This window comes from Nostoc punctiforme PCC 73102, assembly GCF_000020025.1.
GTDB classification, from domain to species: domain Bacteria; phylum Cyanobacteriota; class Cyanobacteriia; order Cyanobacteriales; family Nostocaceae; genus Nostoc; species Nostoc punctiforme.
This window is the reverse complement of sequence record NC_010628.1, coordinates 6,782,039-6,807,273: the sequence shown is the minus strand read 5'-3', so window position 1 is coordinate 6,807,273 and position 25,235 is coordinate 6,782,039. Positions and strand designations below refer to the sequence as shown.

Sequence of the window (25,235 nt, the reverse complement as noted above, 5' to 3'; positions counted from 1 at the left end):
ACTTACCAGTTATGGTATTCAATTAACTGGTAAGAGGAAATATCAATTTGTTTATTTAATTTATACAGAGGTCTTATTTGGAATGCGTTTTTGTAGCTTTGCCTCTTTTGTCAAATCTTGATAAGTAAAGTATTGTTTAACATGATTGAAATAGCTACTAGATTCGTTTTTATCAATGATACCATTCACAACTAAACCTAATACGTTGTGACTAGATCTCTCTAGAATTTCTTGAGCAGCAGATGCACTGTTAGAATCAATTACCCCAGGTCGAGCTACTAACAAAATCCCATCAGTCATTTGGCTTATAGTCAAAGCATCGGCTGCCAAAAGCAGGGGAGGAGCATCAATAATTACAAAATCATATTTATATTGAGATGAGAAACTTTCAATCAGCGATGCCATCCGCTTTGAGTCAAGTAAAGCAAGTGGATTAGGAGGTCTAGAGCCAGCAGTTAAGACATCAAGATTATCCATTACTTTAGATAAAGCAACATCAAATTCAGTCTGACCTACAAGAACTTCACTCAAGCCATCTGCATTGCTTACTTCCCAGAGATGATGCTGAGAAGGAACTCGCATATCTGCATCGATTAGTAAAACTTGACGTCCTAATTGAGCGATCGCTGTTGCCAAATTAGCTGAAACTGTAGACTTGCCTTCTTTAGGAACTGCGCTAGTTACCACGATAGTTTTTAGCACTTTATCTGAACTCAGGAATTTCAGATTAGCTTGAATCATTCTGTACATTTCGCTAGTTAAAGTGTAAGGCGTATCTCTAACAGCAATTGTTTGATTTATTGATTCTGTATTTGAATAACGGGAGTGAATCTTTTTAACAGACAAAGGAACAATTCCTAGCAAAGTATATCTAAATATATCTCTGATTTCCTGAAGTGTTTTCAGAGATCTATCTCTCATACCTAGAACAAGGACTGTTGTAGTAGCCAAGAATAGACCGAACATTACTCCTAGCACTAAAACAATAATTTTTTTGCTTTCTACGGGCTTATCGGGCACTATAGCCTGAGCAATAATCCGCGAGCTGGCTGTATTTGTATTCTCAACTAACTGTAATTCTTGAACCTTTTTCAATAGGGTTTGATATGTCGATTCTGCGACTTCAGCTTTCCGTTCTAACTCCCTCTGATTTTGTGCTAGCTGGGGTATGAGTTTAACGCGCTTTTCGTATATTGAACGGGAGTTGTATAAAGAGGAGAGTCTTTTAGCTAAACCAATGCGCTGTATTTCTGACTGTAGAAAATTTTGGATCAGGTTTTGTTTTAGTCCTCCAATCTGTAATAGGTTCTGTGAAACTTCTGTTTTATTGCCAACAGTCTGACCAATTTGCTGTTGTAAGAGGGATTTTAAGCTAGCTTTCTTTGCTTCTAAGTTAATAATTACAGGGTTGTCATCTAGGAAACGGCTACGCTCAATTGCTAGCTGTCGCTCAGTTTCTTGAAGTTGTGTAAGAACTCCCTGCACTGCCGGTGACTGACTGAGGGCACTCACAGCGATCGCTTCTTGAGAATTTAGCTCTACTTTCTGGCGCAGTTCGTTGGTTTGGGCGTTTACCTCATCCAGCTGAGCCTTAACAGTATTCATCTCATTGTCTAGATTTCCAATAGTTGCAACAGCTGACTTTGTCTCCTCTGACAGATCAGCTATCTGATACTTCTGTTTAAATATACGTAGTGCTACTTCTGTATTATTAACAACTTCTTGAGTTTTAGGAAGCTGCTTGGCAATAAATTGACGAGTTGCTGCCGCCTCAGAGCGATTTGTCAGAATATCATTATCTAAATAAAGACTCATAATTGTGTTGACCACTGCTGCTGATTGCTCAGGGTCAGGGCTGGTATAGCTAATTCGCAATACATCTGTGGCACTCACAATTTTCAGAGTCAAAGATTTTCGGAGCTTTTCTACTTCTAGAGGTTTACCTTCTTGGTCTTTTAGTTGTAGCTTATCTATTGTCCTTTGCAATAAAGTCGGGGAAGAAATAACTTCTATCTGAGTGTTTATAGGATTTTGAGTGGCTAGCAGCGATTTTAAATCTCCTGCATCTCCTCCTTCTGTATTAGTAGGCAAAAGATTAGATCCTACTACTTTAAAAGAAGGGATTCTAAATAATAGTTTTCCTTCCGCCTCATAGGATGGCTTCATAAACTGTGTAGCTATAGCACTGAGAATAACTGTAGCTGTAAATATCACAGTAGCAGGTAGCCACCATCGTTTCAATATCAATAAATAACGACTAAGGTCTAAATCAATAGATTCTCTAGATTCCGTAGATTTTGCTGACATAAATCTTCAAAAGTACAGGTTTTAAGCGATAAACTCAATATTTATCTACTTAGAGTAGATACAAAGCGTAGCTATTGATGAGAATAGTACTCTTTTAAAAGATGACATATAAATAGTATAGACTGTTTGAGTTACAAAGCGATGCAATCATCTATAAGCTTTGGTTTGATCAATATAAAAGCAAATACCTATGAGTATTGCAAAGCCTTATTAGAAGTACATACCATGAAGGTCTATACTGATTTAAGCTTGCAGCTAACATCATTTAGTATAAACATATTAATATATCTTATAGAGTGGTTTGTAACTTTAAAATTTAGGTACAATCATCATTCAGTCCCAAAACGAAAACACTATGAATGTTTTACTGTTGAACGAAGACGCTAGTAGATTATAAATTTGAGGTAAGATTGGCAATAACCTACTATCACACCACAAATCAATCCTTTAGCAGCAGCCCGTTCTTTTAAAAATTTTTACCATCAGTATTAAAGTTGCTATATAGCGGTTTCTGAAGTAGTGAGATACTTTTTCAAAGCTATTAATGTTGCTCACAAGGATTGGGGTGTACCTCAGCTATTTAGGAAACGCTATATATTAGGTAGGTTATTAAGGACTGGAATTTTTTGAATTAGAGAGATGTCTCTAGCTATTTTCGGCAACTCCATAATCACCCAAAGTTTCTAATCCCAGCAAAAAACTTGCCATCTAGTGGAATTGAGGTTTTTGAATATTAAAACTTTCCGATATTCTTTCGGATGATCGAGTTGCCAATGTATTTTGACGACATATTCATATACCGTGTTTTTACTACCGTTGCCAAGCTTTCTTATAAGCCTCTAACAGTTTAGATACTTGATGTCGCCACTCTAGTTTCTCTTCCATTCGTTTTCTACCTAGCTCTCCCATCTGTTGTCGCCGTTCAACATCCTCGAGAAGTTCAAGAATGTTATTAGCAAAATCCACCACATCATTACCCTTGGCATAAACAGATGCTCCTTCTGCCGAGCGCCTTCCTTCCAAAAGGTCAAACTGAACAATAGGTTTCCCCATGGCCATGTACTCCATGATCTTGTTCATGGTTGAACGGTCATTGTAAGGCATTTTTTTATCGGGATTAGCACATACATCACAGCTAGAAAGTCTTTCCAAAAGTTCATTATCAGGAATACGCCCAGTAAATTCCACAAATTCATTAACTTCTAATTCTTTAGATAGTGCTTGAAGCTTCTCAAACATGGGCCCACTACCGATGAGCATAAACTGAATATCGTGGCGTTTTTTTTCATAAACAATATAGCGCACCGATTGCAGCAAGTAATCAATTCCCTCTGGTTCTCCCATGACACCAACATATCCCACCAAGTACTTCCGGCCTCTACGGTAGATTGGGTTAGGCGATACGGGTTGAAAACGGGAAAGGTCAGGACCGCTACGAACAACGAAGACATCCTCTGGATTTTTGCATCCACGGGTAAGTGCTACCGACAAATAAGATTCATTAGTTGAGATAACTACGTCTGCTGTAGCAAAGGTCAATCGCTCAACCAACGAGAGTCCATAATAGAAAATGTCTCGTCGTCCATACTTAGCTTCATACATTTCCAGATTGATATCATGGTGGTCAAATATCACTCTTACACCCTTGAGCAACTTGAACCATCCTGCCACCAAAAACATTAAATCTGGAGGATTACAAATGTGGACTATATCAAAACCTCGCTCTCGCCACACTCGATGGGCAAGGCGGAACTCCCAAAAAAGGGCTGTGCAATACTCCCGTAGATAACCTGAGACCGAACTAATATCAGGTGGCATTGGGTGGCGATAAATGTGAACCTGATCGATTATTTCATATTCTTCTTCAAACCCTTTACCTTTGGGACAAATCACCGAAACTTCATACCCAGCTTTTATCAGGGTAGTGGCTTCCATCCATACGCGTCGATCAAAGGGAACAGGTAGGTTTTCTACAATTATTAGTACTTTATTAGACATATCTCATTTCCCCTTCAATTAGCGTTTAATTTTTCAGTTATTTCTGCTAGATTTAAAATAAAATTATTAATTTTTCCTCTATTTTTATGGCTATATATTGCTTTAGTAGCATCTATCAAAAACGACTCTTGATGTTTTATATATAGCTGCTTGATATAAAAGAAAATAGGAATACGAAATCGTGAAAAGCAAAAACTTATTAAATAGTTTTTAAAACTCATAATTAACTTCTGAACACACTTAGAATATTTATTCGTCTAATAAAAATTAAGAAAGGTTTTTTGCTTATCTAAAGCGAGAAATCGAACGTACCAGACATCAATTTAGAGTGATAATTTTCTGGATGTACCAGTATTTAAGCAAAATAAAGGGTAGGTACATATCCAGAAAACGCTTAAGTTACTTCATAGTCAGTCCTCTGCTTACCAAGCAATACCACAATAATTTAACTCTTCAATCGGTTCAGTAAATACACTTGCCAAATCCAAAACTTGTATTTCTTTGAGCGCTTCCTGTAATATTTGGCGAAACTCTGGATTAGCATGAGTAACTATTACTAATTCTGCATCTTTCAGAGCTTGTTCTGCTTCTGCAACTAGTAGCTCCTCAAAATGAGGGAGGTTATTTTGGATATAGGTCAGATTGGTTCCCATTAACCGAGCTTCATAAACAGCCTGGTCATAAATTTTTATCTGGCAGCCTTCCCCAATCAACCGCTTAACTAGCAGCACTGCTGGACTTTCTCTTAAGTCATCTGTACCTGGCTTGAATGCCAATCCTAAAATTGCAATCTTCCTTGCCCCAAGGCGTAACACTTGTTGGGCAGCCAAATCAACTTGAAGGCTGTTAGTAGTTGGTAGGGCGTTTAGCAGGGGTACTGGTACATCCATATTCCTTGCATAGTAAAGCAAAGCACTCAAATCCTTGGGCAGGCAAGAACCACCGTAGGCAAATCCAGGACGCATATAAACAGGGGAAATATTTAACTTCGTATCCTGGACGATGATATTCATTACTTCCCGCCCATCTACGCCAAAAGCTTTTGCAACTCGTCCGATTTCATTAGCAAAGCCTACCTTGGCAGCGTGCCAGCAATTGGCCACATATTTAACCATTTCTGCCACAGATGGTTTGACTACGGTGAACGGTGCATCTACTGTGGCATACATTTGCCGTACTGCTGCTTCTGCCACAGGAGATTCTGTACCAATAATGGTGTAAGGTGGTTGATCGTAATCTTTGATAGCTGAACCTTCGCGTAAAAATTCTGGGTTAAATGCTAAATGGATAGAGTTATTACCTGTAATACTATCTATAAGATTCTGACATTTTTCTAATGTTCCTGGGGGGACAGTGCTACGCAAAACAACGACATGGCTTTCAGTCTTATGGATGGAGGCTTTCGCAATCTGCTTGCACACATTCCAAACGTAAGTAAGATCCGGTTCTCCTCTCTCTATTGGAGGTGTACCAACACTAATTAGAGAAACATCTGATGCTAGCACTGCCGCTTCAGTATCTGTAGTAGCTGTAATTAAATTAGCTGCCACTCCATCAACCAGCAACTGACTTAGCCCAGGCTCTACAATGGGTGACTCTCCTTTGGCAATCAAATCCACTTTTTCAGGATTTACATCTACCCCAATTACTTCGTGTCCATCTCGTGCCAAGCAAGCTGCTGTTACAGCACCGACATATCCCAAACCAAAAATGCTAATTTTCATAACTATCCAGTTGTTATTTTTTCATAAAGTACAAAAAAATCAGCCTTTAGAATGCTCTTCCATAGTATTTAACACTAAGTTATATAAATCTATAAAATCAACCCAATGTTTTTTGATGTCTAGTGGAAAAACACTTGTTCTTGCCTTTGCTCCAAGGGAAAGCCTTAAAGCCTCATTTTCAATCAAAGACTTAATAGCATTTGATAATTGCTCAACATTACCTGGATTCACAATTAATCCATTTTCAGATTGAGTAACTATTTCAGGGATGCCTCCTACTGGTGTAACTATGACTGGTAACTCCCAAGCCATTGCTTCTAGCATTGCTAATGGAAGACCTTCGTTATAAGAGGGCAACACGAAAATATCTGCTTTACTTAAAAGAATATCACGTTCATCTGAACCTATCCATCCAGGTAACTGTATATAATCTTGTAGATTTAAAGTCGTAACTAAATCGCGTGCTTTTTCTATGTCTCCATCTCCTGCCATAACCATAATTGATCTGGTTTGATATTCAGTAGGCAAAGAAGAAAAAGCTTTTATCAAATCAAATGCTCCTTTCCGTTGACCAATTCTTCCTAAAAAAAGTAAGTTCAATTTTGTAGAAAATGAACGCGATGGAACTTCAGTAGGAACTTTTACTGGATTATAAAAAACTACAACTTGTTCTGATTTCAGACCTAGAGTATCTATATAGAAGCTTTTCCAACTTTCGGATAATACAATTAGGCGTTGACACTTACAAAATATCCAACTTAACAATTTCTGTATCCAATTTGCAAGTCCAGCATAGAAAATATGAAATTGACTACCATGAGCATGTAAAATTATGGGTTTATGAAATACCCAAGCTAAAAGTATCATAATTGATTGTCGGAAAACACTGCCACGTTGGGATATTTCAAGTTGAACAATATCAATTTCTTCGCTGATTAACATCCATATAAATTTCCAGATAGCTTTCAAAAACACCATTATTTTGAACGCTATAGTTCCTTCCTCATGAGTGATAATATGACATATATGAATTTCAGAAGGAGCATATTCTAAAAAAAGCTTCTCATAACCAGAAATACCACCCTGCTGGAGTAAACTAGGGCCTAACATGATAATCTTGAGAGGGTTGGTTCTAAACATAAGCTGTACTTTTTAAGCAATTGGTATATCTTTGATTAATATATCACTGGAAGAATCACAACTTAATTTTTTGATTTTCCAATAGTCAAACTGATGTCTAACTTTTTCATTCCTTAGTGTTGATATTTTGCTTACTTCGACCTATTCGTACAGACGATTGTAGAGAGTCTGAATCTAAAACTTTGTAAATAAAATATGATTAGATTATTGCTATTTATTTGATAGGGAGGCGTTTTTGCTTGTTTACGTTAAATTTTAATAATTAATAAATTCCTATATTAATGTACATAAATATATATTATCTATACTGTACAGCAAGTTTATTGATGCTGTTCTGACAGATTATATATTTGAGCGTCTAGAAAGTTGACTTGAGAATATGGCTGATACATAAAGTATCCATTCAATACTATTTTGTTCTAGCATTGTAGTCTCAGTTAGATTTGAAAGAATAATAAATGTAAGATTAACTAGAAGCCATATACTTTCTGATGTTTGATTCCATCTAGTTAAATATATTGCTCTCAATAAATTAATAACGAACCCAATTGTAAAGACCAAGAATCCTAGTAAACCCAACGCTAGCCACAGATCTAGAAAGCCATTGTGAGCATTAGGAGCATCCCATTGTACTGCTTGTATAATAATAGAAGATTCACTATTATTCGCTGTCCAGAATGCTCCATACCCATATCCTAGCCAAGGTTTTTTCGCAATCATCTCCAAGACAACAGGCCATAACTCTGAACGTCCAGTTAGCGTTGTGTCTTTACCTACTGAACCCAAAATTGCATCAGCTTGTAAGATAAACCAGTAATAAAAAGCTATGCCAACTGTTGACAGTAATGTCAAAACAGGTATCATTATTTTAAACTTTAAATTTAAAATTCGATAATATACAAGAAAAGCTACTGTGATGATTATAAAATTTCCTGCGGATGTTGCTGATTGGGATAATAATATAAGTAATCCAGAAGTAATATAGCCAAGCCAGAAAAACCAGCGATTTTCTTTATTAGTCATGGCAAGGAATAAAAATACTGCTGCACTAAGGACAAATCTCTTGCCAAGAATATTCTTGGTTGAAAATATTCCTCGCCAACTATTAAATACAGGATCTATCCCATATTGTGGTATAAATATAACAAACAACAAACACATTATTATGGAGATGACAAGCATATAAGCACATAACTTTAGCTGCTGTTTTAAAGTGTAGCGTGAGGCTAAATAAAGCCCAAAAATACTTGTTCCTGCCAAAGCAATAACTCGACGTATAGTAGTTTCTGGCTCTAAAGACCAAAAACTAGAAAGTGCACAAACTCCAATCAGTATCCAAATAAACTTATCTTTGCTAAAAGCATAAGCAGCTTTTTTCCAGCGTAGAGAAATTAGGGAAAGGCTAACTATATAGGTAAGAGTAAAAAGTAACCGAAATATAGTTCTATCATTCTCTTTTACAGTAAAGCCATCAGTCAGGAAAGCATCTAGCGGAGTTCCTGAATAGAGCATCAAGCAAATAAATGTAAGTATTTGTTCAGCAGAAATTAAAAATTTCCTCATTTTTTATAAAATACATCATTGTATATACATATAAACAATATATTAAGCAATTCAGAGATTGGTGATTGGTAGTCTTAGTTTATTTTGCCAAATACTTTGTTTAGTAATGGGTAATTATTATGTTCGTTAAAGGGCAGTATAGCGAGTATATTTTTACTGATGTATAGGTTTCATAGTTTTTTGATAAACTTCCACAGTTTGAGCAGCAATATTTGACCAATTTAAATCTTGCTGGCAACGGGCTAGTGCCGCAGTTTGCATTTTTTGTTGCAAGTCGCGATCGCTTAACAAACAAATAATGGCATCAGCTAGAGCTCGAACATCACGGGGTGGAACTAATAAGCCATCCTTTTTATGCTGAACTATCTCACTCAATCCACCTACATCAGAAGCTACAACCAGCGTCCCCATTCCATAAGATAAAGCTGCTACACCACTTTGGGACGCTTCGATATATGGCAGAACTGTTACTGTGCTGCGTTGAAATAGATTACTTACTTCTTCAAGAGGGATTAGTCTATTGATAATCTCGTAGCGGTTCTCATCATAACCATTAGGGAAATACTCCTTGATATTTTCTCCCCTTCCAGCAATAATCAGCTTAACTTCAGGTACACATTCAGCAATTAAGGGCATAGCCTCAAGCAAATATTTCAATCCTTTATAGGGCCAGATGCGTCCAAAAAATAGCAACGTATTTGGATCGCGAGGCTGATTACTGCGATCGCCCCGGTGCTGATACAAACTACCAAGTTCTCCATGTGGGATAACATTGACTCGCCCTTCAGGTAAATTAAATTGTTCAATTAGAATCTTTTTTAGTTGATGAGTATGGACAATCAATTGTTGGGAACGGTAGAAGGCGATACGCCGAGTATACTCTGAACCAAATACAGCCACCTTATCCCCTGGGTGACGGAACACATCATGGATAGTTGTTACTAATGGTGGCATCTTGTTGAGTAACAACGTCCAATCATACCAAGGATCGTTAGTTTCTTGCACATGTAAAACATCTGGCTGTATATCTTTGATAATACGCATCATAGCGTTCATAGACAACAGATTACGCGGGTCGCGAATCCGTGGTTTTTTAAAGCTAACGACACGAATACTGGGATCAAAAGCATCACCGCATACATCTGATAGCTTTTTCGGGTTAATTAGCGTTAAATCAACATATTTACTCAGACTATTTGCTAATTCAATGGTGTAGTCTTCAAAGCCAAAATGTAATAGGGCAACTTTAATCATATTAAAATTATATTTACTTATTCAACAAATTTGGATTACTTAATAGTAGTATTTTGTACTGATATACAGAAAAGTTACTGTTATCCTAAAAGTTTTACCCACAAAAAGCGAAAACCGCCAAACGCACGAATACCTAGATAAATCACAAATAAACTATAGACACAAGTTGCAATAAGCAAAGTGAATATGAAATCTAAGCTAATTTTTTGCAATAATATAAATACAGGTATCAACAAAAAGCTTATTAGTAAGGGTCGGCGCATAATTCGCCATAAATTTAATGAGAATAGGCGAGTATAGGTGAAATAAGTATACTGGCTAAAGCCCAGAATAGTCATTAATAATACCATTAAAGCTGCACCTAGTAACTGATAGCGAGAAACTAATGCTACACCTCCCAAGCTTCCAAATATAGTGGTAATGACCACTTCACGCAGGTTAACTATCTCAAAACCATTGGCTACAAGTAGATAGGAAAGTGAGCGGATAAAGGGCACAAAAATCAGTGATATAGCACTTAAGCGAAGGGCTAAATTGGCTTGAGCAAAGCTAGAATCATAGACAAAAGTTAGTAAATCTTTTCCAAAAAATAATAATCCAATAAATAAGGGTAACGCCATAATCAGGAGAATTTCAATAATATTTTCTGCTATTTGCCTCTGCTTTTCTCGTCCTTGATCTACTGCCTTTGAAAATCTGGGAAACATTGCTAAAATTATGCTGTTAGCAATAATTGAAAAGGGTTGTAGCAATTGTGATATTCCACCAAAAAGACCCACTAAGAACTCATTTCCTAACAAGGAAAGAATCAAAATTTGAATCCGACCAGTTACTACAGCTATTCCTTCAATAGCAAAAAATGTGCGTGCACTTTTGATTGTCTTAAGTACAAAATTTATATCAATTTGCCATTTAATTTTGACTAATCGTATAATAAAAATCCATTCAACTATTAGAATTACTGTTTCTGAAGAGAATAGTATCGCCCCCAAATATCCAATATCGTATTTCAGTTGCATCGCCCAAATCATTATTATTAGGCGTAGGATATACACTGGTACTGTGGAGATAGCAATAAGATGCATCTTTTCTTGAGCTTGAAAAATTGCCTCTGTGATATTGGAAAGTGCAAAGGGAATGATCGTCAAACCCATGATGTAGCAAAGAGTGGAGGTTGTGGAACTATAGGGAAGTAAAAAGACTACAATCACTAATGCCCCATAACTGAACAAACTAAATATTAACTGTAGCCAGGTACCACTAATTAAATAAACTGATGAATTTTGTGGCTCACGGGCTAGTTCTCTGGTAAACAATGTCTTTAGCCCCTGTGAAGCAATGCCCACAAATATAAAGTAGTAGCTATAGGCTAGTAAATACTGCCCTAAAGCCTCAGCTCCTAAAGTCCGAGCAATAGCAGCGGTTAACACAAAAGCCGTAATGCTTTGTGCTAGCCTATTGACTATCATTGAGATGGAATTACTTATAAATTTGTATTTTTCTACCATTCTTAAAATTATTAATTCAGCTTAATTCGTTTTAAATCACTAATGACTATTTATTTCGTAAATTTACTTTTTAAATAAATTTTTGTTACAAAAAGATATCATTTCAGACTCTTAGCGAGCATCATTAACAGTTAATCAATCAATTAGGAAAGCAGAACAATATTAATTCAATTCGCAATCAATATTTATATCAACACGTAACCATTATAGTTCTTAACTGCCTACTATAATTTTGTTTTTCTGTTTGACATTATTAGAAATGAACAACTAGGTTTTATTTATCTAGCAAAAAACCTAGTTTTTTAATAATTCTTTTTCATGTTGCTTCTGACCGATGAACATCAAAAAGGTTTTTCCTTCAACATTGATGGTTCAAGAAAAAGGATAAAGTCGAGTTAGTAGGCACCTTCTTTTTTCAAAACCACCATAACTGTTTTGAGTAAAATTTCAAAATCTAAGCCAAGAGACCAATTTTCAATGTAGTTAAGATCAAGATTTATCACTTGTTCAAAATCCACAATGTCTGAGCGACCTGAGACTTGCCAAAGACCTGTAATACCAGGCAAGACTTCATGTCGAATAAAATGATGTTCAGAAAACTTATCTACATCTCTAGTAGGTAATGGGCGAGGACCTACTATACTCATTTCTCCAAAGATAACGTTAAAAAGTTGAGGTAATTCGTCTAAGCTATAACGTCGAAGAAATTTTCCAACACGAGTAATACGAGGGTCATCTTTAATTTTAAAGATAATTCCATCTTTTGTTTCATTTAAAGCTTCTAATTCTTTCTGCAATTTTTCTGCATCCGACCTCATAGTTCTGAATTTCCATACTTTGAACTGTTGACCATGTAGACCTATACGGGTTTGCCTGTAAAATACTGTGCCAGGAGAGTCCAGTTTTATAGCTATAGCTATAGCTACATAAATCGGAAATGATAACATTACAAATAAAGTCGCAAAACAGAAATCACAACTACGTTTTATCCAAAAATCCTTACCTGTAATTATTGGACAATCCAAGCTCAGACAAGGCATTCCACCTATTTTATTAAATTCTACATTTTTATAAATTGGTTTTAATTCCATCGGTAAAATATGTACTTGAATACCAGATGCTTGAAATAACCAGCATAAAAACATTCTATTTTTTAGAGCATCCCAAGATATAAAAACCTCTGTTACACCTAATTCATTAAGTTGATTCAATGTTTTTTGACGCTGATATCTGTCTAATGAATTAGCATGAGCAGTTCCAGATACAATATAGTGCTTTTCTTTTTTAATAAAGCTAGCAATCTGCTCATGGTCTTGAGGATCACAAATAATGAAGACAGAAGAACGAACTATTTTTTTCTGCTTACGTAGATACTCAAGAGTAACATTTACAGCGTATCTACCAGTGCAAATAAATAATATACTTAGAAGCCAAGATAATAATATTGATTTTGGGCGTGTAATATCAACAACTGGTTGATATAAAAAACAAGCAAAAAGTATTAAACCATGAGCAAAAGTTAGCGATTTAATAATGTTCAAATAGTCATAGCGCTTTTGGCCTTCTCGATAAATACCTTCTATAGCCAGTGAGCCTATTTGAATACCAATAGTTATTAAAATCGGCAAGTAATGACTCGGTAGATACCAAGAAAAATTTCCATAAAAAGATTTGTATCCAGCTAAAATCCAAGCTAAGGATAAAAGGATATAGTCTACTAAAAACAATGTTATTAGTCTCAACCACCATGAACCTTTGCGCACCCTAACAGAATCCAGATGCACGTAAATCCAAAGGTACTTCACTGAATTTATTTGTTGTAATGCTTTGATTACTCATAGTTAGTAACACTTGGTATATGTAAAATTTGATGGGAACTTAATAGCCAGGCAAGTGAGACATCCCACATTTTTATTTCAAAGAAGCTTATTCTTTGTAGTTTAAATATATTATTAATTAAATATTTTGTTTGGAGTAACTTGAATTTTTCGATCAAAAGCATATTCTAGGATCGGCTTGAGGAAATTTACTGCCCAGATATTTAGCTTTTGTTGCAGGTTATGATTCAGTTTAGTCTGGATATTTTGAGTTTTGAACGCAAAAAATGATTTTCTAGTGAGTTAACTTCTTAATACCTTAATAAAATTCCTGACATGAGATTAATAATACAAGTAGTTCAGGTAAAGATATTAGGCTTTTAAAAAGGCGTAACAGTTGAACTGAGTTTTTACAGTTCGATTGCAGAGTTTTACTTCTATGAGACAATTATGTTCCTTCGCGAACTACTGTAGCATATCTAGCTAGATGAACTTAGCTTTGCTTAGAAGTTCTCTGTTTTTTACGCATAATTACTTAATTAACAAAACTTACACACATAACATATAACGAAACGCATCAAAAATTTGAATATTGTTACAAAAATTTACATAGCGGTTCTCGTGGTTTAACTTGTGTCAGTCTCATGGCCATCTTTAGAAAATTTTGTAACAGATTAATGAAAATAAATTCTAATAAATGAACAAAATCTCTCTGTGAGCCTTGTTATCTCTGCATTATAGATATTTTCATCTCATGAGTCTTTTTTCTACAGTATCTTTATGCCGATGATAAGTTTTTATGCAGACCTGATTTGAAAATACGGAACCCCAAGCAAAAAATACTACAAGACTTTGCATAAAATAAATCGCCGAGATCCATTAAAAATGTACTTTTAATCACCGTATGTTCTCACATTTCCATTCGGATTGTTATAGTCCTGAGTCATCACTCCCTTTCTCATATGTTTTTAGTATATACAGTTCATGACTGCTACTTAATTATTTAAACAAATCATACTTATGGCTTCACAGTATTTTTACATATTAAGAAACACAATGAAGATTCGGTAATAATTATTTTTTATCTTAACAAATTCGCATAAAAAAAGATAGAGTTTCTTCAGTATTGTATTTGGTATATCTATTTATGTAGAGTAAAAAAGCTTAATTTTTTAACTAAAAGTAAACTGTAATAGAATATCTATCCTTTGCTGTACCTAAACAATGCAATAATGATATTTTTATTTTAATGTCATTTAAAAATTTTCATTTTAAATTAAAGCGTTTGGTAATAATGGTGATTTACACGTTAAATATAAATCGATTAGCTACAGAGCTTGAAATACAAATTATCTTTGAAAATATATATGATTTGCCTGTGTACGAAAACCTATAAACTGTTTGCCCAAAGTCTCGCCTGAAGCAAAGCTAGGTTTTGTTTTTACAATTTCGGGCTTTTATGCTGATATCCTTAATGTACAGCCTCGCATAAAATTTGATATAAACGCATATACAATAAAGAATAAATTAAAACAATGGCATCTCCTTATGGAGTTGGTACATAGAAAATGCAGATAAATAGGCAAATTTCAGAGTGTAAGCAAAATATTCCCTTAAACACCTTAACTAACATCGTCGATACTCAAGTTATACAGGAATGGAATTATTTTGAAATAGATCGTTATCAAGATTTGTGCATCCACCAAATGTTTGAGATGCAAGTTGAGCGATCGCCTCAGTCCATTGCTGTAATATTTGAAAATACACAACTTACTTATTGGCAGTTAAATCAGCAGGCTAATCAACTAGCACATCACCTACGTGCTTTAGGCGTTGGTCCTGAAGTACTTGTGGGCATTTGCCTAGAGCGCTCCTTGGAGATGATCGTAGGATTACTGGGAATTCTCAAAGCTGGAGGTGCTTATGTGCCTTTAGATCCGGCATATCCCTCAGAGCGTTTAGCCTTCATCTTGGAAGACACCCAGACACCAGTGTTGTTAACACAAGAAAAATTGCTCAATAACTTACCACCGCATCAAGCACAGGTGGTTTGTCTTGACTCAAATTGGCAAGGGAATATCCAAAACAGTCAAGAAAATCCTGTCAATCAAACGGCAGGTGATAATCTCATCTACGTAATCTACACATCTGGTTCTACAGGACAGCCCAAGGGTGTAATGATCCCTCACCGTGGAATTTGCAACCAACTGTACTGGCGGCAAAAAACCTTTAGATTAACTCAGGCAGATAAGGTTTTACTGACTATTTCTTTTAGCTTCGATCCCTCAGTGTGGCAGATATTCTGGCCATTGTGCTTCGGAGGGCAATTGACCGTGGCTCGCCCCGGTGGACATCAAGACACTGCATACCTTGTGAAGGTCATTACTGAGCAGCAAATCACTGTCTTGGCCTTAGTACCTTCTATACTGCGTATCTTACTAGAAGAAAAGGGAATTGAGAATTGCCCATTTCTAAGGCATATTACCTGTGGTGGTGAAGCTTTACCTGGCGAACTCATAGAACGCTTTTTTGCCAAACTGGGTTTGGACAATGTTCTCTATAATTGCTATGGCCCGACAGAAGCCTCTATTGATACCACTTTCTGGACTTGTCAGCGCGGCACTAATTCTACCATTGCTCCCATTGGTCGTCCCATTACCAATGCAGAGATTCACATTCTTGATGACAATTTGCAGCCTGTGCCTGCTGGTGAATCAGGTGAACTGCACATTGGTGGTATTGGTTTGGCACGAGGCTATCTTAACCGTCCAGAATTGACTATAGATAAGTTTATTTTCAACCCTTTTAGCTCTGAACCTGGGGCACGTCTTTACAAAACTGGGGACTTGGCACGTTACTTAAGCGATGGGAATATCGAATTCCTTGGTCGCATTGACGACCAAGTAAAGATTCGTGGCTTCCGAATTGAATTGGGAGAAATTGAAGCGATATTAGGTCAACATCCTGCACTGACACAGACTCTAGTCATCGCTAGAGATGATGTTAATGGTGACAAACAACTCGTGGCTTATATTGTTGCTAGTGCAGAGCAAATTCCTAGTCGAGTTGAATTACGCCGCTTTTTGCAAAGTCAGCTACCTGAATATATGGTGCCTGCTTACTTTGTATTTTTAGACACTCTACCATTAAACCCTAATGGTAAAATAGACCGCCGTGCTTTACCTGCACCCGATTTATCAAGGCGAGAATCGGAAGTTACTTTTGTTGCTCCCCGTAATGAAGTGGAACGCGAGATAACACAGATTTGGGAACAGATTTTAGGTGTCCAACCCATTGGCGTAAAGGATAACTTCTTTGAGATAGGAGGAAACTCCATCTTGGCAGTAAAACTATTTTGGCAAATTGAGAAGATTTTTAGTAAAAATCTTCCTCTTGCCATTCTCTTTCAGTCAGGGACTGTAGAGGCTCTAGCTAAAATAATCTCTCAAGAAGAAGATTTAGTAAGAAACTTGGCTTCAGTAAATATCTTAGACAAATCAAAATCTAGCTGGTCATCCCTCGTAGAAATTCAACCCAATGGTTCCAAGCCACCTTTTTTCTGTATTCACGGACTCGGTGGAGAAATCTTGTGTTTCCGTGAATTAGCATTGCATTTGGGGTTAGACCAACCATTCTATGGACTACAGCCACAAGGACTAGATGGAAAACAGCCCTTGTATACGCGGGTAGAAGACATGGCAACTCATTACATTCAAGAAATCCAGACCATTCAACCCAATGGGCCTTATTTTCTGGGAGGCTATTCTTTTGGGGGTGTAGTTGCTTTTGAGATGGCTCGGCAACTCCAGGAACAAGGTCAACAAGTTGGTATTCTAGTTATGCTTGATAGTTGTCGTCCAGGTTATAGTTGGCAGGCACCATTTCTGAAGCGAGTGTTTTTGCATTTAAATAATATAGTTCAACAAGGGCCTGCATATCTTTGGCAAAGGACTGTGAAATGGACTAGTTGGCGTAAGCAGCATATCCTAAATAGATATCAGCGTTACTTGAAAGGGGTAATTGATTTACCTGTAAATGATAAACACTTAAAGATTATGGATGCTAATACTCAAGCCATGAGTGAATATATCTTTTTACCTTACCTTGGTAGAGCTGTTCTGTTGCGAGCAGACGATCAGAGTCGGGACGAAGCTATAGGCACACAATACGATCCTCAATTCGGCTGGGGCGACCTAGTTGCTGGAGGATTAGATATCCATCACATTTCTGGAGCTCACCATAACCTATTTAATGAACCGCATGTACAGGTTTTAGCCGAAACATTGAGAAATTGCTTAATCCAAGCGCAGTCTCCAAAGAATTAATTTGACAACCTGCTACCTTTGCAGGAAAAGTCAAGTAATTTTGGATTGGCGTAAAATAAAGCATTATAAAATCAGCTTAACTCTTCGACTTATACAGCAGATTTCACGTTTATAAGGTACAAAAATACTCCACCGTTGCGATCGCTCACCCTCACACCACTTACTTCCTTACATGTCTAGATTGTGAGAGTCTCAACTCATCAATGCTGGGTAGTTTTGTCATTTCTTTGTCTAAACACAAATTTGGAGAATAATAGAAAAATCGCTTGCTAGTGGTAACTAGAATGAGATAATTATTCTGTGGAACGGGAATACTGGTCGTAGTCCAATAACCAAAAGACCTGACCGATTTAATATGCGATGAATCTTGCTAGTGTCACTGATTGAACAGAGGTAGTTATTGTGACACTGTAGGCTTGAATGACTGTCGTTTTTCATCGAGGAAGGCAGGAGGAGCAAGGGTTTAAGACAAGAACACTGTTGCGTCAGCTTCCCGCAGGGTACGAAAGTTCAGTGGCTTCAATTCATCCGGGGTCGAATCCCATAAGTGAATTGCTCCTTCTGCCTTCTGCCTCCTTCAATTATATTGGTAAGCAATCCACAATCTACTGATGCTATATAGACGATTTGGACGCACAGAATTACAGATGCCAGTGTTTTCCTGCGGTGGCATGAGATATCAGTTTAAGTGGCAGGATGTCCCCAATAATGAGATTCCTGCTGATAGCCAGGCGAATCTGGAAGCGACGATTAGAAGGTCAGTCGAGGTTGGGATTAATCATATTGAAACTGCTCGTGGTTATGGCACTTCCGAAATGCAATTGGGAAGAGTTCTACCCCAGTTTCCCCGTGAAAAGTTGATTGTTCAGACCAAAATCAGCCCGCAGGAAGATGCGAAAGAATTCCGCGAGACATTTGAACAATCATTGAAAAATCTCCAGCTAGATTATGTCGATCTACTGGGATTGCACGGTATTAACCATGCTGAGTCATTAGACTATAGCATCCGTCCCGGTGGTTGTTTGGAAGTAGCACAGCAGTTGCAAGCAGAAGGAAAAGTTAGATTTATTGGCTTTTCCACACACGGATCAACAGATACAATTGTGCAGACAATTAATACCAATCTATTTGATTACGTGAACCTGCACTGGTACTACATCAATCAATGGAATTGGGCGGCAATTGAAGCAGCTAAACGCCACGATATGGGGGTGTTTATCATTAGTCCATCTAATAAAGGAGGTTTGTTGTATGAACCTCCGCAAAAATTAGTGAATCTTTGCGCTCCTTTGAGTCCAATGGTGTTTAATGATTTGTTTTGTTTGAGTCATCAAGAGGTGCATACTCTGAGTGTGGGAGCAGCAAAACCACAAGATTTTGACGAACATCTGAAGACTTTAGAATTAGTAGATCGAGCATCAGAAATTTTGCCGCCAATTTTAGCAAGGTTGGAAGAAGAAGCGATCGCTACTTTGGGAGAAGATTGGGTAAAATCCTGGGAAACAAATCTACCAACCTTTGACCAAACCCCTGGTGAGGTCAACATTCGGGTGATTTTATGGCTGCGGAATTTAGCGATCGCCTACCATTTGGTAGATTATGCCAAAATGCGCTATAACCTGCTTGGTAATGGCGGTCACTGGTTTCCTGGTAATAAAGCCGATCGGTTAGACGAATTAAACTTGCAGCAATGTCTTGCCCGCAATCCCTATGCCGATAAAATCCCCCAATTTCTGGAGCAAGCGCATCAAATGTTGGCAGGTGAAGCGGTCAAACGTCTATCTAAAACTTAATGAATTGGGAATTGGGAATTGGGCAATAAATAACTCCTAACTCCTCAACGATCGCTAGTCAGATTTTTTCGTATCTGCTGATTTAGTTGCTTTCGGTACGACTAGCACTTTGTCAACGCGGTTCCCATCCATATCCATCACTTCAATTCGCATACTTTGCCATTCAAAATGATCTGCTGCGGCAGGAATACGACCTAAATGGGTGATCACAAAACCGCCCAAGGTTTGATAACTGCCGCGTTCCTCGGATTCCCACTCTTCCATACCAAAAAGTTCTAAAAACTCTTCTACAGGCAACATCCCATCCAAAAGCCAGGAACCATCTTCTCGTTGCACAGCTTGGGGTTGATCCTGCCCATCTGTTGAGGGAACATCACCTACGATTTCGCTCATGATGTCGTTGAGAGTAACTAATCCCTGAATTACGCCGTATTCATCCACTACTAGTGCCATGTGAGTAATGGTTTGCTTGAACAATTCCAAAACTTTCAATCCACGGGTGCTTTCTGGCACGAATACGGGCTGTCGCAATCCCACTGTTAAGTCTAGCGGTTCTCCTCGGAAACTCCTGGCTAATAAGTCGGTGACAGGTATTACACCCAGCACGTTGTCAAGTCCCGCCTGACAAACTGGATAACGAGAATAGGCACTATCAACCATTTTTTGGCGATTTTCTTCGGCAGTGTCTTCTAAATCTAACCAGACGATATCGGGACGGGGTGTCATTAGGTAGCTGACGGGGCGATCGCCTAAACGAAAAACTCGCTCCACCATATCCTGTTCAGCTTCCTCAAAAGTTCCGGCCTCGGTGCCTTGCTCAATTAAGATTTTAATTTCTTCTTCGGTGACTTGCGGCTCGGTAGAAGCTGTTATTCCCAGCATTCTCAGAATTAAATCTGTAGAAGTGCTTAAGAGATAGACTACTGGAGAAGCGATCGCTGCCAAGGCTTGCATCGGAATAGCTACAATCGATGCAATCCTTTCTGGATTATTTAATGCCAGACGCTTTGGTACCAATTCGCCAACAATCAGTGACAAGTAGGTAATGATCAAAACCACTATTCCAAAAGATATCGGTTCGCTATAAGGTGCTAACAAAGGCACAAGCTTTACATAGACTGCCAGTCGGTTGGCAATTGTTGCTCCTCCAAAAGCACCAGTCAGGATACCGATTAGGGAAATCCCTACTTGAACGGTTGACAGGAAATGATTTGGAGACTCAGCGAGTTTCAATGCTGCCCTTGCCTTGGCATCTCCTTGATTGGCAAGCTGTTGTAGCCTGACTTTCCTGGCTGAGACAATCGCCATCTCAGACATAGAAAACACGCCATTGGCAATAATTAGCACCAAAATGATTAAAATTTCAAAAGTAATGGGGGACATGTTTAAAATTGCCGCTTCTCAGAGCGAATGTAGCTCAATACCTAGTATCTAGTATTAAAGGTGCTTCTATAAATGCTTTTACTGTACACAAAGTAATAGTTATAGTTCTTAAGTCTATTAGTTGCTGTGCATTATTCTTCCACCGAAAGAATAAGAAGGCTGTCAACACTTTTAAAATAGTTGACATAAACTGCCTCAAGATTTTCTGACTCACAAAGACTCCCACCGCTAGTTGTACTTATGTCATTTTCTTCTATTGTGCGTGCCTTAGCGCGATCGCCGCTCACCACTGAATTTATTTCTAAGCTAAACCGACAACAAGAATTGCGGTTAAATGGCATTTCTCGATTGCCCAAGGGTTTGGTCGCTTCGGCATTGGCGCAAGCTCAGGGTAAGGATTTATTTGTGGTTTGCGCCACTCTGGAAGAAGCTGGACGTGTTTATGCACAACTGGAGGCAATGGGATGGCAAACAGTACATTTTTACCCCACCTCCGAGGCTTCTCCCTACGAACCTTTTGACCCGGAAACTGAGATGAGTTGGGGACAAATGCAGGTATTGGCAGATTTGGTAATGGGGAATGGGGAAGAAAACCAGATCCCATCCAATTCACAATTACCCAAGATGGCAATTGTGGCTACTCAAGGGGCGTTGCAACCACATTTGCCTCCACCAGAAGCTTTTGGGCAATTCTGTCTTACCCTGAAGCGGGGGATGGAATTAGACCTAAATGCCTTCAGTGAGAAAATAACTATTCTGGGGTATGAACGAGTACCTCTGGTGGAAACGGAAGGACAATGGAGCCGAAGGGGTGATATTGTTGATGTTTTCCCAGTTTCATCTGAGTTTCCAGTCAGGTTGGAATGGTTTGGCGATGAAATTGAGCAAATGCGGGAATTTGACCCAGCAACCCAACGTTCTGCACTCGATAAAGTTGACCAGTTAATTCTTACCCCCACTAGCTTTGCTCCCATCGTCATGGCGGCACTCAACAAGAGTGCTGAGTTCCGAGTGCTGAGTCCTGAGTTAAATCCTGACTCAGAACTCAGCACTGAAAACTCATCATTGTTGGAGGGTAGTCGTCGCTTTTTGGGGTTGGCTTTTGAGCAACCAGCATCTCTGCTAAATTACCTATCAAAAAATACTCTGATTGCTATTGATGAGCCAGAACAGTGTCATGCTCATAGCAATCGCTGGGTCGAAAATGCTGAGGAACAATGGAGACTGGGGGCTGCAGAAGAGTCTAGCCAAGTACCGAAAATTCATCGGTCATTTGATGACTGTCTGGCTGACATTGCCAAATTTAAAACACTATATTTATCGGAACTGTCAGAGGAAAATAGTGGGATCAATCTTGCTAGCCGATCGCTTCCAGTTACGCCACACCAGTTTGCTAAACTAGCTGAAACTATCCGTCAAGAACGCGATCGCAATTTCTCGATCTGGCTACTTTCTGCTCAACCTTCGCGTTCTGTCTCGCTATTGCAAGAACATGATTGTCCGGCTCAGTTTATCCCCAATCCCCGCGACTACCAAGCGATAGATAAGCTGCAAATTAACCATACTCCCATAGCCCTAAAATATTCTGGTCTTGCGGAACTCGAAGGTTTTATTCTGCCGACATACCGAATAGTAATCGTTACAGATCGGGAATTTTTTGGACAGCATTCTTTGGCGACTCCCGGCTATATCCGCAAGCGCCACAAAGCTACTTCCAAGCAAGTTGATCCTAATAAGCTGCGTCCAGGTGATTATGTAGTTCACAGAAATCATGGTGTTGGCAAATTTGTCAAACTGGAAAGTTTGACGATTAATGACGAAACCCGTGATTATTTAGTGGTGCAGTATGCCGATGGGTTATTAAGAGTTGCCGCCGATCAAGTGGGTGCTTTATCCCGGTTCCGCGCCGGAGGTGATAAAGCACCGGAACTCAACAGGATGACCGGTAAAGCTTGGGAAAATACCAAGAATAAAGTTCGCAAAGCCATCAAAAAATTGGCGGTGGACTTGTTGAAACTGTATGCAGCGCGATCGCAACAACAAGGTTTTAGCTTTCCAAGTGATATGCCTTGGCAGGAAGAACTAGAGGATTCTTTCCCTTACCAACCCACAACGGATCAACTCAAAGCTGTACAAGATGTCAAACGCGACATGGAAAGCGATCGCCCAATGGATCGCTTAGTTTGTGGCGATGTCGGTTTTGGAAAGACGGAAGTGGCGATTCGTGCTGTTTTTAAAGCAGTCACCGCCGGGAAACAAGTGGCACTCCTTGCGCCAACGACAATTTTAACACAGCAGCATTACCATACACTCAAAGAACGTTTTGCACCTTACCCGGTAAATGTCGGTTTGCTCAACCGTTTTCGTTCGGCTGAAGAGCGCCGCGATATTCAAAAGCGATTGGCAACGGGTGAACTAGATGTAGTTGTTGGTACACAGCAACTTTTGGGTAAAGGCGTGATGTTCCGGGATTTAGGACTGTTGGTGGTGGATGAAGAACAGAGGTTTGGGGTAAACCAGAAAGAAAAAATTAAAAGCCTAAAAACTCAAGTGGACGTGCTTACACTCTCCGCTACTCCCATTCCCCGGACTTTGTATATGTCCTTGTCGGGAATTCGGGAAATGAGTTTAATTACTACACCACCTCCAACCAGACGAGCGATTAAAACCCATCTGTCACCGATAAATTCTGAAAGTATCCGCAGTGCAATTCGTCAAGAATTAGATAGAGGTGGACAGGTTTTTTATGTAGTTCCGCGAGTGGACGGGATTGAAGAAACCACAGCCAATTTACGAGAAGTGATACCGGGAGCTAGATTTGCGATCGCTCACGGTCAAATGGATGAAAGCGAGTTAGAATCAACCATGCTCACTTTCAGTAATGGCGACGCAGACATCCTCGTTTGTACGACAATTATTGAATCTGGCTTAGATATTCCACGAGTCAACACCATTTTAATTGAAGATGCTCACCGCTTTGGATTGGCACAACTGTATCAATTACGCGGTCGTGTGGGACGTGCAGGGATACAAGCTCATGCTTGGTTATTTTATCCCAAGCAACGGCAATTATCTGATGCGGCACGGCAACGATTACGAGCAATTCAAGAATTTACTCAGCTAGGTTCTGGATATCAGCTAGCAATGCGCGATATGGAAATCAGAGGCGTGGGTAACTTGCTAGGTGCAGAACAATCCGGTCAAATGGATGCCATCGGCTTTGATTTATACATGGAAATGCTGGAAGAAGCAATTCGGGAAATCCGAGGACAAGAAATTCCGAAAGTGGAAGATACGCAGATTGACCTTAACCTCACGGCGTTTATCCCAGCAGATTATATTACTGATTTGGATCAAAAGATGAGTGCTTATCGGGCGGTGGCAACAGCTAAATCTAAATCAGAATTAAATCAGATTGCAGCCGAGTGGAGCGATCGCTATGGTACTTTACCAGTCTCTGCAAATCAACTTTTGCGAGTTATGGAACTCAAACAGCTAGCGAAAAAACTCGGATTTAGCCGGATTAAACCAGAACAAAAGCAGCACGTAGTTTTAGAAACGCCGATGGAGGAACCCGCTTGGAATTTATTGGCGGCGAATTTACCAGACAATCTCAAGACGCGCTTTGTGTATTCTCCAGGTAAAGTCACAGTGCGCGGGTTAGGAGTTTTTAAAGCAGATCAACAATTGCAGAATTTGATTGATGCTTTTGGGAGAATGCAGGGTGCGATTCCAGAGGCAGCTGTTGTTTGATCGGTAGAAAAAGATTAGTCATCAAGTGAAAACATATCTCAGACTTACTGAGAAGTAGTTTAGAGTAAAATAAGGTGTTCAAAGCATAGACAATGACGAGCAGTTGAAAAAAGTGGAAACATGGAAACTACAACTAAAAGGCAAGCGTTAATCAAGGCTATTAATGAACAAATAGAACTGGCTTATGACGATACATTGCAAGAGATTTTATCACTGTTGAAAATCCGTAAACAGGAAGACGAGTCCGACGAAAGAGACTTTGAAGAGGGATTAAAAGATATAGCAGAAAATGGCACTTTAACTTGGTCAGAACATCAGCAAAAAACTGCATGAGCTACCAAATAGAAATTTCCAAAAGTGCATCTAAACAAATCAAAAAGTTACCCGTAGATATTCAGGAAAGATTAGAAAGCAAAATTCAACAATTAGCTCTTGAGCCTCGCCCTGATGGTGTCGGCAAATTAAGAAATGGTGAAAATCGTTATCGCATCAGAGTAGGCGATTATCGGATTTTGTATCATATTTACGATGATGTCTTAGTAGTAACCGTTGTCAGAGTAGGGCATCGTAGAGAAGTTTATAAAGATGATTGACGCTTGAGCAGGAAAGAATTTTATACCCAGCCCTTTGAGTCTAGTTAGTAGAATTAAAGAAAATACCAACCCAACTT

The 25,235-nt window shown here is 38.6% G+C and carries 14 protein-coding genes; 5 read left to right on the top strand and 9 right to left on the bottom strand.

Translation table 11 applies throughout. The features are described 5' to 3' along the window. Positions 1–60: 60 nt before the first annotated feature. From NPUN_RS27860 to NPUN_RS27825, 8 genes are all read right to left on the bottom strand, one after another. On the bottom strand, positions 61–2,307 hold the full coding sequence (locus tag NPUN_RS27860; protein WP_012411756.1) for a GumC family protein: 2,247 nt from the start codon (positions 2,305–2,307) through the stop codon (positions 61–63). A gap of 810 nt (positions 2,308–3,117) precedes the next feature. Next, on the bottom strand, positions 3,118–4,305 hold the full coding sequence (locus NPUN_RS27855) for a glycosyltransferase family 4 protein (protein ID WP_012411755.1): 1,188 nt from the start codon (positions 4,303–4,305) through the stop codon (positions 3,118–3,120). A gap of 422 nt (positions 4,306–4,727) precedes the next feature. Further along, on the bottom strand, positions 4,728–6,029 hold the full coding sequence (locus NPUN_RS27850; RefSeq protein WP_012411754.1) for a nucleotide sugar dehydrogenase: 1,302 nt from the start codon (positions 6,027–6,029) through the stop codon (positions 4,728–4,730). A gap of 39 nt (positions 6,030–6,068) precedes the next feature. After that, entirely contained in the window at positions 6,069–7,169 is a 1,101-nt protein-coding gene (locus NPUN_RS27845) for a glycosyltransferase family 4 protein (protein ID WP_012411753.1), read from the bottom strand. 342 nt (positions 7,170–7,511) lie between these two features. After that, positions 7,512–8,732, bottom strand: a complete 1,221-nt coding sequence (locus NPUN_RS27840) for an O-antigen ligase family protein (RefSeq protein WP_012411752.1) — start codon at positions 8,730–8,732, stop codon at positions 7,512–7,514. Between the two features lie 153 nt (positions 8,733–8,885). Then, positions 8,886–9,986, bottom strand: a complete 1,101-nt coding sequence (locus tag NPUN_RS27835) for a glycosyltransferase family 4 protein (RefSeq protein ID WP_012411751.1) — start codon at positions 9,984–9,986, stop codon at positions 8,886–8,888. Positions 9,987–10,066: 80 nt separating this feature from the next. Next, on the bottom strand, positions 10,067–11,494 hold the full coding sequence (locus NPUN_RS27830; RefSeq protein WP_012411750.1) for an oligosaccharide flippase family protein: 1,428 nt from the start codon (positions 11,492–11,494) through the stop codon (positions 10,067–10,069). Between the two features lie 395 nt (positions 11,495–11,889). Beyond that, a complete protein-coding gene (locus tag NPUN_RS27825) occupies positions 11,890–13,221 on the bottom strand; it encodes a sugar transferase (protein WP_234710992.1) in 1,332 nt (443 codons plus the stop codon). A gap of 1,796 nt (positions 13,222–15,017) precedes the next feature. Between NPUN_RS27825 and NPUN_RS27820 the strand changes: the two genes are divergently transcribed. Further along, entirely contained in the window at positions 15,018–17,636 is a 2,619-nt protein-coding gene (locus tag NPUN_RS27820) for a non-ribosomal peptide synthetase (protein WP_012411748.1), read from the top strand. Positions 17,637–18,247: 611 nt separating this feature from the next. Further along, positions 18,248–19,429: an aldo/keto reductase gene (locus NPUN_RS27815; protein ID WP_012411747.1), complete on the top strand. Its 1,182-nt coding sequence runs from the start codon at positions 18,248–18,250 to the stop codon at positions 19,427–19,429. Between the two features lie 54 nt (positions 19,430–19,483). On the opposite strand, the gene NPUN_RS27810 is transcribed toward NPUN_RS27815, so the two are convergent. After that, positions 19,484–20,812, bottom strand: a complete 1,329-nt coding sequence (locus tag NPUN_RS27810; RefSeq protein ID WP_012411746.1) for a hemolysin family protein — start codon at positions 20,810–20,812, stop codon at positions 19,484–19,486. A 240-nt stretch (positions 20,813–21,052) separates the two neighbouring features. Between NPUN_RS27810 and mfd the strand changes: the two genes are divergently transcribed. The 3 genes from mfd to NPUN_RS27795 all read left to right on the top strand — a co-directional run bounded on the left by mfd (position 21,053) and on the right by NPUN_RS27795 (position 25,158). Next, complete coding sequence (gene mfd / locus NPUN_RS27805) at positions 21,053–24,565, top strand: transcription-repair coupling factor (RefSeq protein ID WP_012411745.1); 3,513 nt, start codon at positions 21,053–21,055, stop codon at positions 24,563–24,565. Positions 24,566–24,685: 120 nt separating this feature from the next. Continuing rightward, positions 24,686–24,898 carry a hypothetical protein gene (locus NPUN_RS27800; RefSeq protein ID WP_012411744.1) on the top strand — a complete coding sequence of 71 codons (213 nt, stop codon included), beginning with the start codon at positions 24,686–24,688 and terminating at the stop codon, positions 24,896–24,898. Continuing rightward, entirely contained in the window at positions 24,895–25,158 is a 264-nt protein-coding gene (locus NPUN_RS27795; protein ID WP_012411743.1) for a type II toxin-antitoxin system RelE family toxin, read from the top strand. The genes NPUN_RS27800 and NPUN_RS27795 overlap by 4 nt, the downstream gene beginning before the upstream one ends. Positions 25,159–25,235 lie beyond the last annotated feature (77 nt).

Excerpts from the sequence above, each read along its gene's own strand:
- NPUN_RS27860 (WP_012411756.1), bottom strand. The coding sequence starts at position 2,307 with ATGTCAGCAAAATCTACGGAATCTAGAGAATCTATTGATTTAGACCTT.
- NPUN_RS27855 (WP_012411755.1), bottom strand. The coding sequence starts at position 4,305 with ATGTCTAATAAAGTACTAATAATTGTAGAAAACCTACCTGTTCCCTTT.
- NPUN_RS27850 (WP_012411754.1), bottom strand. The coding sequence starts at position 6,029 with ATGAAAATTAGCATTTTTGGTTTGGGATATGTCGGTGCTGTAACAGCA.
- NPUN_RS27845 (WP_012411753.1), bottom strand. The coding sequence starts at position 7,169 with ATGTTTAGAACCAACCCTCTCAAGATTATCATGTTAGGCCCTAGTTTA.
- NPUN_RS27840 (WP_012411752.1), bottom strand. The coding sequence starts at position 8,732 with ATGAGGAAATTTTTAATTTCTGCTGAACAAATACTTACATTTATTTGC.
- NPUN_RS27835 (WP_012411751.1), bottom strand. The coding sequence starts at position 9,986 with ATGATTAAAGTTGCCCTATTACATTTTGGCTTTGAAGACTACACCATT.
- NPUN_RS27830 (WP_012411750.1), bottom strand. The coding sequence starts at position 11,494 with ATGGTAGAAAAATACAAATTTATAAGTAATTCCATCTCAATGATAGTC.
- NPUN_RS27820 (WP_012411748.1), top strand. The coding sequence starts at position 15,018 with ATGTTTGAGATGCAAGTTGAGCGATCGCCTCAGTCCATTGCTGTAATA.
- NPUN_RS27815 (WP_012411747.1), top strand. The coding sequence starts at position 18,248 with ATGCTATATAGACGATTTGGACGCACAGAATTACAGATGCCAGTGTTT.
- NPUN_RS27810 (WP_012411746.1), bottom strand. The coding sequence starts at position 20,812 with ATGTCCCCCATTACTTTTGAAATTTTAATCATTTTGGTGCTAATTATT.
- mfd (WP_012411745.1), top strand. The coding sequence starts at position 21,053 with ATGTCATTTTCTTCTATTGTGCGTGCCTTAGCGCGATCGCCGCTCACC.
- NPUN_RS27800 (WP_012411744.1), top strand. The coding sequence starts at position 24,686 with ATGGAAACTACAACTAAAAGGCAAGCGTTAATCAAGGCTATTAATGAA.
- NPUN_RS27795 (WP_012411743.1), top strand. The coding sequence starts at position 24,895 with ATGAGCTACCAAATAGAAATTTCCAAAAGTGCATCTAAACAAATCAAA.